Origin of the sequence: Pantoea sp. MQR6 (assembly GCF_022761075.1) — a bacterium.
Lineage (GTDB): Bacteria > Pseudomonadota > Gammaproteobacteria > Enterobacterales > Enterobacteriaceae > Pantoea > Pantoea phytostimulans.
The window spans coordinates 908,658-924,648 of sequence record NZ_JAKYXB010000001.1 but is presented as its reverse complement, the minus strand read 5'-3'; the positions used below and the strand labels follow the sequence as shown (position 1 = coordinate 924,648).

Annotated in this window: 12 protein-coding genes; 2 read left to right on the top strand and 10 right to left on the bottom strand. The window is 47.3% G+C overall.

Annotated elements, in window-relative coordinates; all coding sequences use genetic code 11:
• Positions 1 to 10: 10 nt before the first annotated feature.
• The 4 genes from oppB to MUG06_RS04250 form a co-directional block, all read right to left on the bottom strand.
• Positions 11 to 931: an oligopeptide ABC transporter permease OppB gene (oppB, locus tag MUG06_RS04265; protein WP_215846676.1), complete on the bottom strand. Its 921-nt coding sequence runs from the start codon at positions 929 to 931 to the stop codon at positions 11 to 13.
• Between the two features lie 91 nt (positions 932 to 1,022).
• The gene (gene oppA, locus MUG06_RS04260; RefSeq protein WP_243077818.1) at positions 1,023 to 2,663 is read right to left on the bottom strand and encodes an oligopeptide ABC transporter substrate-binding protein OppA; all 1,641 of its coding nucleotides are present in this window, start codon (positions 2,661 to 2,663) and stop codon (positions 1,023 to 1,025) included.
• A gap of 161 nt (positions 2,664 to 2,824) precedes the next feature.
• Positions 2,825 to 4,396, bottom strand: a complete 1,572-nt coding sequence (locus tag MUG06_RS04255) for an ABC transporter substrate-binding protein (RefSeq protein WP_243077817.1) — start codon at positions 4,394 to 4,396, stop codon at positions 2,825 to 2,827.
• Between the two features lie 629 nt (positions 4,397 to 5,025).
• On the bottom strand, positions 5,026 to 5,685 hold the full coding sequence (locus MUG06_RS04250; RefSeq protein ID WP_215846674.1) for a YchE family NAAT transporter: 660 nt from the start codon (positions 5,683 to 5,685) through the stop codon (positions 5,026 to 5,028).
• A 448-nt stretch (positions 5,686 to 6,133) separates the two neighbouring features.
• Between MUG06_RS04250 and adhE the strand changes: the two genes are divergently transcribed.
• Positions 6,134 to 8,821 carry a bifunctional acetaldehyde-CoA/alcohol dehydrogenase gene (gene adhE, locus MUG06_RS04245; RefSeq protein ID WP_243077816.1) on the top strand — a complete coding sequence of 896 codons (2,688 nt, stop codon included), beginning with the start codon at positions 6,134 to 6,136 and terminating at the stop codon, positions 8,819 to 8,821.
• A 56-nt stretch (positions 8,822 to 8,877) separates the two neighbouring features.
• On the opposite strand, the gene tdk is transcribed toward adhE, so the two are convergent.
• The gene (tdk, locus tag MUG06_RS04240; protein WP_215846673.1) at positions 8,878 to 9,498 is read right to left on the bottom strand and encodes a thymidine kinase; all 621 of its coding nucleotides are present in this window, start codon (positions 9,496 to 9,498) and stop codon (positions 8,878 to 8,880) included.
• A gap of 426 nt (positions 9,499 to 9,924) precedes the next feature.
• On the opposite strand from tdk, the gene hns reads away from it, so the two are divergent.
• Complete coding sequence (hns, locus tag MUG06_RS04235; protein ID WP_215848270.1) at positions 9,925 to 10,332, top strand: histone-like nucleoid-structuring protein H-NS; 408 nt, start codon at positions 9,925 to 9,927, stop codon at positions 10,330 to 10,332.
• A gap of 101 nt (positions 10,333 to 10,433) precedes the next feature.
• Here the strand turns inward: hns and MUG06_RS04230 are convergent, their stop codons facing one another.
• From MUG06_RS04230 to rssA, 5 genes are all read right to left on the bottom strand, one after another.
• Positions 10,434 to 11,441 carry an NAD-dependent epimerase gene (locus MUG06_RS04230; protein WP_215846672.1) on the bottom strand — a complete coding sequence of 336 codons (1,008 nt, stop codon included), beginning with the start codon at positions 11,439 to 11,441 and terminating at the stop codon, positions 10,434 to 10,436.
• A 14-nt stretch (positions 11,442 to 11,455) separates the two neighbouring features.
• On the bottom strand, positions 11,456 to 12,796 hold the full coding sequence (locus tag MUG06_RS04225; RefSeq protein WP_243077815.1) for a UDP-glucose/GDP-mannose dehydrogenase family protein: 1,341 nt from the start codon (positions 12,794 to 12,796) through the stop codon (positions 11,456 to 11,458).
• 22 nt (positions 12,797 to 12,818) lie between these two features.
• Positions 12,819 to 13,727: a UTP--glucose-1-phosphate uridylyltransferase GalU gene (gene galU, locus MUG06_RS04220; protein WP_215846670.1), complete on the bottom strand. Its 909-nt coding sequence runs from the start codon at positions 13,725 to 13,727 to the stop codon at positions 12,819 to 12,821.
• 192 nt (positions 13,728 to 13,919) lie between these two features.
• Positions 13,920 to 14,936 (bottom strand): two-component system response regulator RssB, encoded by a 1,017-nt coding sequence (rssB, locus tag MUG06_RS04215; RefSeq protein ID WP_215846669.1) that lies wholly within the window; start codon positions 14,934 to 14,936, stop codon positions 13,920 to 13,922.
• Positions 14,937 to 15,035: 99 nt separating this feature from the next.
• Positions 15,036 to 15,941, bottom strand: coding sequence for a patatin-like phospholipase RssA (gene rssA / locus MUG06_RS04210; RefSeq protein ID WP_243077814.1), 906 nt, complete (start codon positions 15,939 to 15,941; stop codon positions 15,036 to 15,038).
• Positions 15,942 to 15,991: the final 50 nt, after the last annotated feature.

Genomic DNA, 15,991 nt, shown 5'->3' with positions numbered 1-15,991 from the left:
AACTCCAGAATCAGTAGCGAATTTTTGGATCGATGACGGCATAAAGCACGTCGACAATCGCGTTAAATACAATGGTAAGCACACCGACCAGAATCGTCAGGCTCATGACCAGCGAGTAATCGCGGTTTAATGCGCCATTGACGAACAGCTGGCCTATGCCTGGCAGACCGTAAATAGACTCGATCACCATTGAACCGGTGATGATGCCGACAAAAGCCGGGCCCATATAGGAGATAACAGGCAGCAGTGCGGGTTTCAGCGCATGGCGTAAAACGATACGGTGCAGCGGCAAGCCTTTGGCGCGGGCAGTACGAATAAAGTTAGAGTGCATGACTTCAATCATCGAACCACGGGTAATACGCGCGATGCTGGCTATGTAAGCCAGCGAAAGGGCTACCATCGGCAGCAGCATGTAGTTCCATTGTCCGCCGTTCCAGCCACCACCCGGTAACCACTTCAGCGTGATCGCGAATACCAAGACCAGCAGCGGCGCGACCACAAAACTGGGTATCACCACGCCGGTCATTGCCACCCCCATCACGGCGTAATCCCATAAGCTGTTTTGCCGCAAAGCGGCGACCACACCCGCCGTCACACCCAGCACCATTGCCAGCAAAAAGGCCGCCAGTCCAAGCTTGGCCGAAACCGGGAAGGCGTGGGCGACAAGGTAGTTCACGGAGTAATCTTTGTATTTAAATGATGGGCCAAAGTCGCCATGACCGAGCTGAACCAGATAATCCAGATATTGCTTACCGATCGGATCGTTGAGGTGATATTTCGCCTCAATGTTGGCCATGACTTCTGGCGATAATGTGCGCTCGCCGCTGAATGGGCTGCCGGGCGCCAGGCGCATCATAAAAAATGAGATCGTAATCAAGACGAAGAGCGTCGGGATTGCTTCAAGCAATCGACGCAGAATGAATTTTAACATTGCCGTATCCACCAGGCTGTTGCTTCACAACGCAATAAAACTAAAAAAGGCGGCGCGAGATGCGCCACCGCTACCGATAGCCTGTGTGCTATTAATGCTTAATGATATACAAGTTTTTGTCGTAGACGTTGTCCAGTGGATCTTTACCGGTATAACCACCGACATAAGGTTTCACCAGACGCGCGTTCACGTAATAGAACAGCGGTACAATCACTGAATCTTTATCAAGAACCTGTTCAGCTTGCTGATAATCTGCCGCGCGCGCTTTGTCATCTGCTGCGCTTAAGGCTTCATGTACCGCTTTATCGAAGTCAGCACTCTTGTAATGCGAGGTGTTGTTGCTGCTGTCTGACAACATAATGTTCAGGAATGAAGTCGGTTCATTGTAGTCAGCACACCATGCCGCGCGTGAAACATCAAAGTTCCCCTGATGACGCGTATCCAGGAAGGTTTTCCATTCCTGATTTTCCAGCTTGATGTTAACGCCAATGTTTTTCTTCCAGATAGAAGATGCTGCGATTGCCAATTTCTTATGCAAATCGGAGGTGTTGTACAGCAGGTTGAAGGTCAACGGCTTATCCGCCGTGTAACCCGCTTCGGCTAACAATTTTTTCGCTTCTTCATTACGTTTTTCTTGCGGCCATTTGAACCAGTCTGGCGGCAGAATATCCATGCCATCGGTTGCCGGAGGCGTGAAGCTGTAAGCCGGCATCTGGCCTTGCGCCAAGACTTTATTTACGATGATGTCACGATCAATACCCAGCTTCAGCGCAGCACGAACGCGTGGATCGGTAAACGGCGCTTTCTGGTTATTGATTTCGTAATAATAAGTACAGAGATAAGGATCAACATGCAGCTCTTTGCCATTGTCACGCTGTAGCTTTTTGAACAGCTCGATAGGCATGTTGTTATAAGTCATATCACTGCCGTTATCTGAGAAGTAGCGGTTAACATCGCTGACTTCTGAAGAGATTGGCAGGAACGTCACTTTATTCAGCACGGTATGGGCATTGTCCCAATACTGCGGGTTACGAACCAGCGTAATACGTTCGTTGATAATGTGTGATTCCAGCTTAAATGCGCCGTTGCCGATCCAGTTTTGCGGCTGAGTCCACTGATCACCAAATTTTTCAATTGCTGGTTTGTATACAGGTGACATAGAGGGATGAATGAGCAGCTTATAGAAATAAGGCACACCTTCGCTCAACGTCACTTCCAGCGTGTGGTCATCAATGGCTTTTACGCCCAGCTCAGACGGTTTTTTCTTGCCTGCAATGATGTCATCAACATTCAGCAGATGGCCGTACTGCAGATAGCTGGCGTAAGGGGAAGCCGTTTTTGGATCGGCCAGGCGCTGCCAGCTAAAGACGAAATCTTGTGCGGTAACGGGCTCACCGTTAGACCATTTGGCGTCTTTACGGAGATGGAAAGTCCAGACTTTAGCCTCTTTATTTTCCCAGCTTTCAGCCACGCCCGGAACAGGTTTACCCTGAACATCACTGATCAACAGACCTTCTAACAAATCGCGGTTAACGTTTGATTCAGGCACACCTTCAATTTTGTGCGGATCCAGCGACTGCACTTCATCGCCATTACCTTTAATCAGTTCTTGCTTTGCCGCTAATTCAACGCCAGATGGCACTGATGCCGCCTGAACAGCGTTCCCTGCCAGCGCGCTCATCGCCGCGAACACACCTGCTGCGATAAGGCTTTTCTTCGTGATGTTGTTCATTATTACACTCCAGTTTTTTTATTTTCACCCAGGCATTGTTCCGCCTTGGCGTCCCCCGTTTCCGGGATCCTCGGTGTGAGCACCTGAGGATGTCATCGACCCCGAATGGTGGCCTTTACGGTCGTTAACTTCCCGGCTGTCTCGCCAGGTAAATTCGCGACTTAATGTTGTTTAATGAAATAGTATTTCAGGTCTGTCATGTCTTGCGGATCGGTGCCGGTAAACCCGCCCACCCAAGGTTTCACCAGACGTACACTAACGCGGTAGTAAACTGGCACAATTGGTGAGTCTTTGTCGAGTTGTGTTTCAGCTTGCTGATAGAGCGCTGCGCGCTGTGCTTCATCACTGGCGTTAAGGGATTGAGCCATTAACCGATCAAAATTTTCGCTGCTGTAAAAAGCCGTATTGATTGAGGCATTACTGATCAGCATATTCAGGAAAGTGGAAGGTTCGTTGTAGTCCGCACACCATGTTGCGCGAACGACATCGTATTGTGCCTGGTGACGCGTTTCGAGCAGGGTTTTCCACTCCTGATTTTGCAAATTAACGGTTGCGCCAAGATTTTTTTGCCACATCGATGCCGCCGCAATCGCCTGCTTTTTATTTTGATCTGACGTGTTATAAAGCAACGTGAACCGCAGTGGATTTTTAGCATCAAAACCGGCCTCAGCGAGCAATTTCTTCGCTTGTTCATTGCGTTGCTGCTGTGATTGCTCAAACCACGCCGGTGGCGATAATGTCATGCCTGCGGTAAAGGGCGGCGTTAAGCTATAGGCAGGAATTTGCCCTTGCCCCATGATTTTATTGGCGATGATATCGCGATCTAACGTCATTTTGATGGCCGCGCGCACGCGTGGATCGTTAAATGGCGGCTTCTTGTTATTTATCTCGTAATAGAAGGTGCAGAGCAGCGGGCTGACTTTGACTTGATCGCCAAGTTCATCCTGCAGTCGCTTGAACATTTCAGGCGGAACCGCACTGTTAGTGATGTCAGTGCCGCCACTGCGGTAGCGATTGATGTCACTGTTTTCGGAAGAAATGGGTAAGAAGGTGCCCTGCTCAATCACAGTGCGTGCGTTGTTCCAGTAAAGCGGATTGCGCTTCAGCACGATTTTCTCGTTCACCACCCAGTCGCTCAAGGTGTATGCGCCATTGCCCACGTAATGTCCTGGACGCGTCCAGGCTTCACCCCACTGTTTTATGGCGGGTGCGTAGACCGGTTTCATTGCAGTATGTGCCAGCATAGCAACCAGATAAGGCACGGGCTCACTCAAGGTGATTTGCAGATGCCGATCGTCTAGCGCTTTTACACCCAGTTGCTCGGGCGACATTTTACCATCAAGGACGTTATCTATATTCGTAAAATGCGCAGCCTGCAGATAGCTTGCATAAGGCGAAGCGGTTTTAGGATCGGCGAGCCGGCGCCAGCTATAGACAAAATCTTGCGCAGTGACGGGTTTGCCGTCGCTCCATTTAGCGTTATTGCGCAGCGTGAAGACCCAGACTTTGCCCTGCTGGTTTTGCCATGATTCCGCCACGCCTGGCACGACATTGCCGGCGTTGTCGGTATTCACCAATCCATCAAGTAAATTCAAAATAATATTTGATTCAGGTACACCTTCGGTTTTATGCGGATCGAGTGAAGCCACTTCACTGCCATTGTTAACAACAATTTGTTGATTAGGCGCAAGCTTGATGTCATCAGGAACCGTTGCAGCGTAAGTGAGGGGCATGAAGAGCGTTAAGCTCATGGCTAAATGCATCACAGTTTTTTGCGAGTTAATTATCCCAATCATTCGACAGCGCCAACCTTAAATTTATAAATCCCGATAGCCTTTAAGCAAAAATCGTTCTCACTTTTGTCTGATCGGTAAAATTTTTTTGGAGCGACGAAATTATCAGAAGCATTCGAAGGGCGCCAAAGCAAAATAACAAAAATGTTACCTGATTCTCTTTTATCATGAGAATTGCTTGGGCGAAAGTGTTAATTTTTAGCCTGAAAATAGATTAAACACATGAAAAATAAGACTTAAAACCTAATGATGACGTTAATACGCTCACAAAATGACAATTATGTATTTTTTTAGTGATAATGCGGGAAAGCGTCAAGAGAGTGGTAATAAAAGAGGGATTAGCAGATAAAAATGGTTTTTAGTAACGTGAAGAAAATAATATACAGAGGATTATCATGTGATGATTATCACATAATTATTTTGAATGCTGAGGCTGTAGTAATGAATATGATAATAGGCAGGCTATGTTTAGCAAGACGAATACCTGCATCATAAAGGTGCAACAAAAGGGAATATTGCACCTTTATGGTTCGTTTTTTCCTTTTACAGGAAAAATAAGCCTTACTTTTTTAACCGACTAATCCGGGGAAAAGTGTTTTCATTCCGGTAACGACAAATTCAATACCCAGTGCCATGAGCAATAAACCCATAATGCGTGTAATAACGTTAATACCGGTTTGGCCAAGTACACGCACCATGAGCGGCGCCGCCCTGAATAACAACCAACAGCAAAACGCAAAAATCGCTATAGCAAGGCTGAAACCTAATAAATTAAGCCAACTGTGATAACGCGTACTCCACACAATTGTTGAACTGATTGCGCCTGGCCCGGCCATTAAAGGTAGCGCCAAGGGCACAACGCCAATACTTTCGCGGATTGCCGTTTCGGTTTTTTCCTGCTTATTCTGCTTATCCTCACCCAGCTTGCCGCTGATCATCGACATTGCAATGGTGACAACCAGAATTCCACCCGCGATACGGAATGAATCAATGGAAATACCGAATATATGCAGAATGGCATCGCCCAAAAACAGCGAAGTCCATAAAATGATCGCCACCGCCAGGTTAGCCGTAAGATTGGTTTTATTGCGTTCGGCTGCGCCCTGATAACTGGTCATACTGATAAATACCGGAATAATACCCACCGGGTTAACCAGAGCAAAAAGGCCCACAAAAAACTTAACATAACCAGACAAATCTAACAGCGCAGGGTTCACGATGAACTCCATTCCAGAATGAAAAAAATCGCGCCTAATGTAAGGCAAAAGCCAAGCCTAAGCCAGCGCGTCTCTCAGGTATTTATTCTGTCATTTTGCGTTTTATATGGTTTGATCATCCAGATATTAAAATCGTGATGGTTCATGCCGCTATACGTCAAATTATGCCCGCCATTCAGGTGATTACTTAATAACCGATGCATTGATTCAAACGCTTCCGTTAGCTGAATGGTGTCAGCTTGCATGTAAATTGATCCAGATCATTATTCTCCTACCTCAAACCAGGTAATCTTTCCGCATCAAAAGCATTCAGGGCGCTCCACCCAGAATGGTATGAATTTTTTATTAAACAGCTGAAAAGCCTGACAATTTAACTGTTACCGTCGCATTAACGCAGCGGAACTATACTCAGTGGTCAGGCTTGTTTACTAAAAAGTTTAACTTCCTTCAGGAGAGCATCATGGCCGTTACTAATGTCGCTGAACTTAATGCACTGGTTGAACGTGTAAAAAAAGCCCAGCGTGAATACGCCAACTTTTCTCAACAACAGGTTGACGCTATTTTCCGCGCTGCCGCCCTCGCCGCCGCCGACGCCCGTATCCCTCTGGCAAAATTGGCTGTAGCCGAATCCGGCATGGGAATTGTTGAAGACAAGGTCATCAAAAATCACTTCGCCTCTGAATATATTTACAACGCCTATAAAGATGAAAAGACCTGCGGTGTGTTAAATACCGATGATACTTTCGGTACGATTACCATTGCGGAACCGATTGGGTTGATTTGCGGTATCGTTCCGACCACAAACCCAACCTCAACCGCGATTTTCAAAGCACTCATCAGTCTTAAAACCCGCAACGGTATTATTTTCTCGCCTCATCCACGTGCAAAAGATGCCACCAATAAAGCTGCAGATATTGTCCTGCAGGCCGCTATTGCCGCTGGCGCTCCTAAAGATATCATTGGATGGATTGATACACCGTCTGTGGAACTGTCTAATCAGTTAATGCATCACCCAGATATCAACCTGATCCTTGCGACCGGTGGCCCCGGCATGGTGAAAGCCGCTTACAGTTCCGGTAAGCCAGCCATTGGTGTGGGTGCAGGTAATACCCCTGTCGTTATTGATGAAACCGCAGACATCAAACGCGCTGTCGCTTCTATCCTGATGTCTAAAACTTTCGATAACGGCGTGATTTGTGCCTCTGAGCAATCCGTTATTGTGGTGGATTCTGTCTACGAGGCCGTACGTGAACGCTTCTCAAGCCATGGCGGCTATATGCTGCAGGGCGCAGAGTTAAGCGCTGTTCAGGGTATCATCCTGAAAAATGGTGGGTTGAATGCCGCCATTGTCGGCCAGCCCGCAGTGAAAATCGCTGAAATGGCAGGCATTTCAGTGCCGCAGAATACCAAAATTCTCATTGGCGAAGTGAAACTGGTTGATGAGTCAGAGCCTTTTGCCCATGAAAAACTCTCACCAACATTAGCAATGTATCGTGCAAAAGATTTTCAGGATGCGGTGAGCAAAGCCGAAAAACTGGTAGAGATGGGCGGTATCGGTCATACCTCTTGCCTCTATACCGATCAAGATAACCAAACTGAGCGCGTACACTATTTCGGCGATAAAATGAAAACCGCGCGTATTTTGATTAATACGCCCGCTTCGCAAGGTGGTATCGGCGACTTGTACAACTTCAAACTTGCGCCGTCTTTGACATTAGGTTGTGGTTCATGGGGTGGCAACTCCATCTCAGAAAACGTTGGACCCAAACATCTTATCAATAAGAAAACTGTCGCCAAGCGAGCTGAAAATATGTTGTGGCATAAACTTCCGAAGTCTATCTACTTCCGTCGTGGTTCGCTGCCTATCGCCCTGGAAGAAGTAGCTACTGATGGCGCAAAACGTGCATTCATCGTGACCGACCGCTTCCTGTTCAATAACGGTTATGCCGACCAGGTTACGCGCGTGCTTAAATCTCACGGCATCGAAACAGAAGTATTTTTTGAAGTTGAGGCCGATCCTACGCTCAGCATCGTACGTAAAGGCGCAGAACAGATGAACAGCTTTAAACCTGACGTGATTATCGCGCTAGGCGGCGGTTCACCGATGGATGCGGCCAAAATTATGTGGGTGATGTACGAACATCCTGAAACCCATTTTGAAGAGTTAGCGCTGCGCTTTATGGATATCCGTAAACGCATCTATAAATTCCCAAAAATGGGTGTAAAAGCGCGCATGGTTGCGATTACCACCACATCGGGTACAGGCTCAGAAGTTACGCCATTCGCTGTGGTCACTGACGATGCAACAGGTCAAAAATATCCATTAGCTGACTATGCTTTAACACCTGACATGGCCATTGTTGATGCCAATTTGGTGATGGATATGCCGCGTTCACTTTGCGCTTTTGGTGGCCTGGATGCAGTCACTCACTCTCTTGAAGCGTATGTCTCGGTGCTGGCGAATGAATACTCTGACGGCCAGGCATTACAAGCCTTGAAATTATTGAAAGAGAATTTACCCACCAGCTACGCGGAAGGCGCTAAGAACCCGGTTGCACGCGAGCGCGTACATAATGCGGCAACCATCGCGGGTATCGCATTTGCTAATGCTTTCCTGGGCGTTTGTCACTCAATGGCACACAAACTCGGTTCTGAATTCCATATTCCGCACGGTCTGGCTAACTCTCTGCTGATTGCTAACGTCATCCGTTATAACGCGAATGACAACCCAACCAAGCAAACGGCATTTAGTCAGTACGATCGTCCGCAAGCCCGTCGCCGCTACGCGGAAATCGCTGACCATTTAGGTCTGAGTCGTGAAGGTGACCGTACTGCGCAGAAAATTGAAAGACTGCTGGCATGGCTTGATGAGATGAAAACGCAACTGGGTATCCCGACATCTATACGCGAAGCTGGCGTTCAGGAGGCAGATTTCCTTGCGAAGGTCGATAAACTGGCAGAGGACGCATTTGATGACCAATGTACAGGCGCCAACCCACGTTATCCGCTGATTGCTGAATTGAAACAGATCATGCTGGATACCTTCTACGGTCGTGAATATGTAGAACCGTTCTCAAGCATCGCAGAGGCCGTTGCGGCTCAACCGGTGAAAGACGTGAAAGTTGAGAAGAAAACCCAAAAAGCGTAATTGCTTATGAATAAAAAACCCGCTGCGGCGGGTTTTTTGTTTCTGTTACTTAGCGATCACGTTTCAACAGACCGTGTTCCATGTATCGCCTGGAGCGAGCCTTGGTCAATTGCCTGCTTATAATGTTTACGGCATACAGAAATGTAGCGCTCGTTACCGCCAATCACTACCTGCTCTCCTTCACTAAAAGGCTTGCCGTTGCTGTCTAACCGCAGCACCATGCTGGCTTTACGCCCGCAATGGCAGATCGTTTTCAGTTCCACTAGCTTGTCAGCCCAGGCGAGTAAATATTCACTGCCCGTAAAAAGCTCACCGCGGAAATCAGTGCGTAACCCATAACAAAGCACCGGGATATCAAGGTCGTCAACGACGTCTGATAACGCTTTAACCTGTTCGCGCGTTAAGAACTGGCTCTCATCAACCAGAACGCAGTGCACGGGCTGACGCGCATGTTCTGCGGCAATATCAACGTTAAGCTTAGTCTCTGAATTATAAAGCGAAGCAGGTGATGAAAGACCAATTCTGGAGCTGACTTTAGCCACACCAAAACGGTCGTCTATCTCCGCGGTATAAACCAACGTCCGCATACCACGTTCCTGATAATTGTAAGATGACTGTAATAGCGCAGTCGACTTCCCGGCATTCATAGCGGAATAATAAAAATAGAGTTGAGCCATATGAGCTGAATCTCAGTTTGGACGAAACAGAATGCCGGCCATTTTAGCACAAACGATCAAACACGCCGCTGAGAATTAATGGTGATGTATTGTACAACTGCTCAGCTAATCGTCTATTAATGCCCCACTATTTTAGTGAGAGGGAGAACTTTCGTTGAAACTAAAAGTACATAAAGCTGTCTTTAAGTCAGTAATCATCAGTTTTAGTCATAAAATAAATGACACCTTATTTTATATAAGGTTTCTGGATATATAAATTTTCTACTCAGTAATTTCTTAGCGTCTCGTTTAGGTTATGTCTCTCAAAGATGAATTTAATATCCCTCATTAACTCATGAACATAATTTGCTGTTGAAGTTATTTTTTGCCAACACTATTATTAGCGGGCAGAACAACTCTTTTATTCATTATTCAGAGATCAGGACAATGAGCGAAGCACTTAAAATTCTTAATAATATCCGCACTCTGCGTGCTCAAGCCAGAGAATGTACAGTTGAAACGCTTGAAGAAATGCTGGAGAAACTGGAAGTTGTGGTGAATGAACGCCGCGACGAAGAATCTCAAGTTGAAGCGGAAAACGCAGAGCGCACGCGTAAGCTGGAACAATACCGTGAAATGCTGATGGCAGATGGTATAGATCCTAATGAACTGCTCAGCGCATTAGCTGAGTCCAAAACCTCAGGCAAAGCCAAGCGTGCAGCACGTCCTGCAAAATATCAGTACGTTGATGAAAATGGCGAAACCAAAACCTGGACAGGTCAAGGTCGTACTCCAGCCGTTATTAAAAAAGCCCTTGAAGAACAAGGTAAACAGCTAGAAGACTTTTTGCTTTAATAGCAGTGAGTGCTTCGTAATTTGGCGGGTCATTTTGATCGATTACAGACCTGCCTTTTACACATCAGGGAAAGGAAGCCAAGGCTTCCTTTTTTTTATCTTTAAATTTTATAAAAGTCACGATACCAATCGACAAAGCGCTTAACGCCCTCTTCAACGCTGGTTTGCGGCTTAAAGCCAATCGCATCAAATAAAGCCTGCGTATCGGCGCTGGTTTCAAGAACATCACCAGGCTGCATTGGCATTAGATTTTTAATGGCGGTGATTCCCAGCGCTTTTTCAATTGCTTCAATGTAACTGATTAATGTCACTGGATGGCTGTTACCAATATTATAAACACGGTAAGGCGCAGAACTGGTAGCAGGCGAGCCTGTCTCTACGCTCCAGTTATCATCTTTCTGCGGAATGACATCCTGCAAACGCACAATGGCTTCAGCAATGTCATCAATATAAGTGAAATCACGCTTCATTTGGCCTTGGTTATAAACATCAATGGCTTCACCGGCGAGCATCGCCCGTGTGAATTTGAACAATGCCATATCGGGGCGTCCCCAAGGACCGTATACGGTGAAGAAGCGCAATCCTGTGGTCGGTAATTGATAAAGATGCGAATAGGTATGCGACATCAGCTCATTGGCTTTTTTAGTCGCCGCATAAAGCGATACAGGATGGTCAACGCTATCGTCGGTAGAGAAAGGCATTTTACGGTTGAGACCATATACCGAACTGGAGGATGCGTAGAGCAGATGCTCTATTTTATGGTGACGGCATCCTTCAAGAACATTGAGATGGCCAATGAGGTTAGCATCTGCATAGGCGCCGGGATTTTCAATTGAGTAACGAACCCCTGCCTGCGCGCCAAGATGAATGACGCGTTGGAATTGATGCTGCTGAAAAAGTGAAGCCATAGCTTCACGGTCGGCTAAATCCAGTTCAATAAAATTAAAATCTGGAGAGTGCTTTATTAAATCGAGGCGGGATTTTTTGAGGTTGACGTCGTAATAGTCATTCAGGTTGTCGATTCCGACAACCTGGTGACCGGCGGCCAACAAGCGTTGGCTAACATGAAATCCAATAAAGCCTGCGGCGCCGGTTACCAGAAAGTTCATAAATCCCTCGTCAATTACGCAATATTGATGGACGCTCCGCGGCCGATTGCATAATAAACGAAACCGCGTTTGCTTGTACGCTCTGGATCATACAGGTTACGACCATCAAAAATCACGGGTTCTTTCAGTGCATTTTTGATGACGTCAAAGTCAGGTGCACGGAAATTCTGCCATTCCGTACAAATCACCAGCCCGTCAGCGCCCTGCAATGCTGCTTCTTTGGTACCCATCAGCTTAAGATCGCTGCGGTGACCATAGATGCGTTGCGCTTCATCCATTGCTTCAGGATCAAAAGCCTGAACCGAGGCGCCCGCTTCCCACAGTGTTTCCATCAGCACACGGCTGGAGGCTTCACGCATGTCGTCGGTGTTCGGCTTAAACGATAAACCCCATAAAGCAAAGGTCTTACCGCTCAGGTTGTCGCCGAAGTGACGCTTAATGAACGTAGGCAGCTTATTCTTCTGGTTGTCATTCACATCTTCCACGGCCTGTAAAAGGCGCGGTTGATAGCCAATTGACTCAGCGGTGCGAATCAGTGCCTGTACATCTTTCGGGAAGCATGAGCCGCCATAACCACAGCCTGGATAGATGAAGTGATAGCCAATGCGTGGATCAGATCCAATACCCTGGCGCACTTTTTCAATATCTGCGCCTAAGCGCTCAGCGAGGTTCGACATCTCATTCATGAAGCTGATTTTAGTCGCCAGCATGCAGTTCGCGGCGTACTTAGTCAGTTCTGCACTTCGGATATCCATCAAAATCATGCGATCGTGGTTACGGTTAAACGGCTCATAGAGCTCGCGTAACAGTTCAACCACCTCATCATTGTCGGTGCCGACAACGATGCGCTCTGGGCGCATGCAGTCATTTACCGCAGCACCTTCTTTAAGAAACTCAGGGTTAGAAACCACATCAAAACTGATGTTAGCATCACGCGCCTGCAGTGTTTCAGCCATTACCGAACGCACTTTATCTGCGGTTCCAACAGGAACGGTAGATTTGTCGATAACCACTTTATGATCGTTCATGTGCTGCGCAATGGTTCGTGCCACGGCGGTAACATATTTTAGATCGGCAGAACCATCTTCGTCGGGTGGCGTGCCCACAGCAATAAATTGCATCACACCATGATCGACGCCCAATTTAGCGTCGGTGCTGAACTTAAGGCGGCCCGCTTCGTAATTAGACATTACTAACGGCGTCAAACCTGGTTCAAAAATAGGGATGATGCCCTTTTTGAGGTTTTCGACCTTGTTTTCGTCGACATCAATGCACAGAACGTCATGTCCGACTTCGGCCAACACCGCAGCCTGAACCAGACCGACATAGCCGATACCAAATACAGTGACTTTCATTGAGTTATCCCGTGTTTATAAATTACTTTTTGTTGCCAATCTCGTTATTGAGCCATTCAGAGAAATCTTTGCCCAATACTGAGTGACGAACACCATACTCAACGAAAGCTTGCATGTAGCCCAGTTTGTTACCGCAGTCATGGCTAACACCTTTCAGGTGGTAAGCTTCAACGGTTTCTTTTTCCATCAACATAGCGATGGAGTCAGTCAGCTGAACTTCACCACCCGCACCTGGAGGCGTTTTAGCCAGCAGTGGCCAGATATCAGCAGACAGAACATAACGTCCTACTACAGCCAGATTTGAAGGTGCTTCAGCCGCTTTTGGTTTTTCAACAACGCCAACCATCGGAGCACTTTCACCTGGGTTCAGTTCTGCGCCCTGGCAATCTACCACACCGTAAGCGGTTACATCGGCAACAGGCTCAACCATGATTTGACTGCGGCCTGACTCTTCATAACGGCTCAGCATTTCTGCCAGGTTATCTTTGGTCGGATTTGATTCATATTCGTCGATGATCACATCCGGCAGAATAACCGCAACAGGCTCATCACCGATCAGCGGATGTGCGCACATTACCGCATGGCCAAGGCCTTTAGCGATACCTTGACGAACCTGCATGATGGTGACATGTGGAGGACAGATAGACTGAATTTCATCCAGCAACTGACGCTTAACACGTTTTTCCAACATGGATTCCAATTCAAAGCTGGTATCGAAGTGGTTCTCAATGGCGTTTTTAGAAGAGTGCGTTACCAGCACAATTTCATTAATTCCAGCCGCGATACACTCGTTAACGACATACTGGATTAACGGCTTATCGACCAGCGGTAACATCTCTTTCGGAATCGCTTTAGTGGCAGGCAACATGCGTGTACCCAAACCAGCTACCGGGATTACCGCTTTTTTTACTTTGGACTTATAGGCAGACATTAAGATACCTCTCTTATAGGCCGTTCAAGTTAATACTTGATATGTCGGTTTAAATTCGGAAATGAGTATATCAGTTACTATCGAACGGATTTATCCTGGAAGAAGTGAATCCGCAGAAATTAAGACTATTACCCAAGTGTAAAGCCATCTCCTGGACCTGTCTCCAGCGCCAGGAGAATTTTGTTTTTCTGTCTATTCTTCAGCAGATAACATCAGACGAATGCGGCCACCAGCGCCCCACACGTGGCATTGCCAGGTGTCTGCACGCTGACTGATCTGGTTGAGGTGGGTACTTCCCATAGTGCCAAGGGGAACCCCATTACTGAGTTGAATTTGATGGGCATGAACATGCAAAGTGGCATTCAAACCTGCTGAAACCAATATCAAATTTTTCAAACCGCGGTGATAATAACCCACTAAGAGCGGAAACTGACCGCTCAGGTTTGCTTGCCGCAAGAGTAAATTTACCTGCCGGAGCAAACCGTTGAGTTCAGGAAGCAGCTGTTTTTGTCCCGACAACTGTTCTTGCAGCAAGCCATTGAACAGCGCCCGTAAGAGCAGCGCAGCCAGAACGCCATTGTCGCCTGCTCGGGTAACATCCAGACAATAGAAAGCCAGGTCTTTGTCAGATAGCGCGGCAATATCCAGCACCAAACCCGGCTGCTCAGCCATGGTTAACTGACGATAATTGACGCGGCAATTGGCGATATTTTGCTGTACCGGCGGCTGAAGTTGCTTAAGCAATTTTGCGGCGGCTTTGGGATCACGAACTAAGGCGTCCCAGTCCTGAAAAAGCTGTTCATCCTCTTCGACTTTAGAGGTAAACATCGAAGGGTAAAGGCATTCGTATACCGCTTCACGAAAGCGTTCAAAGTTTTTCAGCGGTTTGAGCAGCACATCCTGTACGCCTAATCTCAAGACATGGGCAATGTCAGCCATGTTTTCTGTGGCTGAAATAACCAACACCGGTACACTATTACCCCGTGTCCGAATATGCTCAACAAACTGAATGCCGTTCATACGCGGCATCTCAAGATCACAAATTATAAGGTCAACAGTGTGCTGTTGTAGCTGCGCAATCGCGTCTACACCGTCTTCCGCTTGTAACGTCACAGCACCCATCGATAACAAAAATTGGTCCAGCAACGAACGGAAAACGGCCTCATCTTCGACAATGAGTATCTTTTTGCCGATTAGTGGTTTTTCCATTCTCTCCCCCTGCGTACCAGATAATTCAATAGTGGTTCATAAAACGCAGTTGCGCCTTTCAGAATTGACCGAAGTGACATCTGTGAATGAACAACCTGATTATCTACTACGGACCAGCGGTAAAAGTTCATCCATTTTTTTCTCAACAGCGGCCTTACCTGCCTCAATAGCTTCTTCGGCACGATGAAAGTCCAGTGTGGAAATTTGCGGACAAAACGGCTGAATAAGAACATCGGGAGGATCACCTGCCATGCGGTTGCGTTTAAGGCGATTTTCCAAAACCTGAATTGATGTTGTCATAATTTCCATCGCTCCAGGCGTTTGTGATGCGCGACGCTGGGTAAAATTCACCAGACGCTGACGCAGTTTACTTCTCCAGTCTAACGCAGCCGCAGCAGCTTCTTCCTCACTGTTTTGCGGTGTAACCGATAACAAGTCTTGCTGCATTAAGTGTGCATCATGTTGAAGATCAACAGCAATAACGATATCAGCACCCATCGCTCGCGTCAGCGAGACAGGAACAGGATTGACTACCGCGCCATCGACTAACCAATAACCATTGTAGCCGACAGGTGGTAATAAGCCTGGCATACTACAGGAAGCACGCACAGCCTGATGAAGATCACCTTCCGTAAGCCACAATTCCCGCCCTGTGCTGAGATTGGTCGCCACGACACCAAAAGGCTTGTTACAGGCTTCAATAGAATCATGTGGGATCAACTGTCGGATGTGATTAAATACCCGCTCACCGCGCAGTAATCCGCCGCGTTGCCAGGAGACATCCATCAGACGAATGACATCCCAATAGCTAAAGGCGCTGACCCACTTTTCCATCACGGCTAATCGGTTATTCACGTAAGCCGAACCGACTAAAGCCCCGACAGAGCATCCAGCAACAACGTCAATTTCAATGCCTGCGCGTTCAAGGGCCTTGATTACACCTATATGTGCCCATCCTTTGGCTGCGCCTGAACCCAGTGCCAATCCAACTTTTACTTTTCTCATCTGTTCTCTGGTCCTGCTTCAATACATAGCTTCGCAGCTTGGGGTCGGCT

Coding starts and splice junctions, on each gene's coding strand:
- oppB (WP_215846676.1), bottom strand. CDS start 931: ATGTTAAAATTCATTCTGCGTCGATTGCTTGAAGCAATCCCGACGCTC.
- oppA (WP_243077818.1), bottom strand. CDS start 2,663: ATGAACAACATCACGAAGAAAAGCCTTATCGCAGCAGGTGTGTTCGCG.
- MUG06_RS04255 (WP_243077817.1), bottom strand. CDS start 4,396: ATGCCCCTCACTTACGCTGCAACGGTTCCTGATGACATCAAGCTTGCG.
- MUG06_RS04250 (WP_215846674.1), bottom strand. CDS start 5,685: ATGGAGTTCATCGTGAACCCTGCGCTGTTAGATTTGTCTGGTTATGTT.
- adhE (WP_243077816.1), top strand. CDS start 6,134: ATGGCCGTTACTAATGTCGCTGAACTTAATGCACTGGTTGAACGTGTA.
- tdk (WP_215846673.1), bottom strand. CDS start 9,498: ATGGCTCAACTCTATTTTTATTATTCCGCTATGAATGCCGGGAAGTCG.
- hns (WP_215848270.1), top strand. CDS start 9,925: ATGAGCGAAGCACTTAAAATTCTTAATAATATCCGCACTCTGCGTGCT.
- MUG06_RS04230 (WP_215846672.1), bottom strand. CDS start 11,441: ATGAACTTTCTGGTAACCGGCGCCGCAGGCTTTATTGGATTTCATGTT.
- MUG06_RS04225 (WP_243077815.1), bottom strand. CDS start 12,796: ATGAAAGTCACTGTATTTGGTATCGGCTATGTCGGTCTGGTTCAGGCT.
- galU (WP_215846670.1), bottom strand. CDS start 13,727: ATGTCTGCCTATAAGTCCAAAGTAAAAAAAGCGGTAATCCCGGTAGCT.
- rssB (WP_215846669.1), bottom strand. CDS start 14,936: ATGGAAAAACCACTAATCGGCAAAAAGATACTCATTGTCGAAGATGAG.
- rssA (WP_243077814.1), bottom strand. CDS start 15,941: ATGAGAAAAGTAAAAGTTGGATTGGCACTGGGTTCAGGCGCAGCCAAA.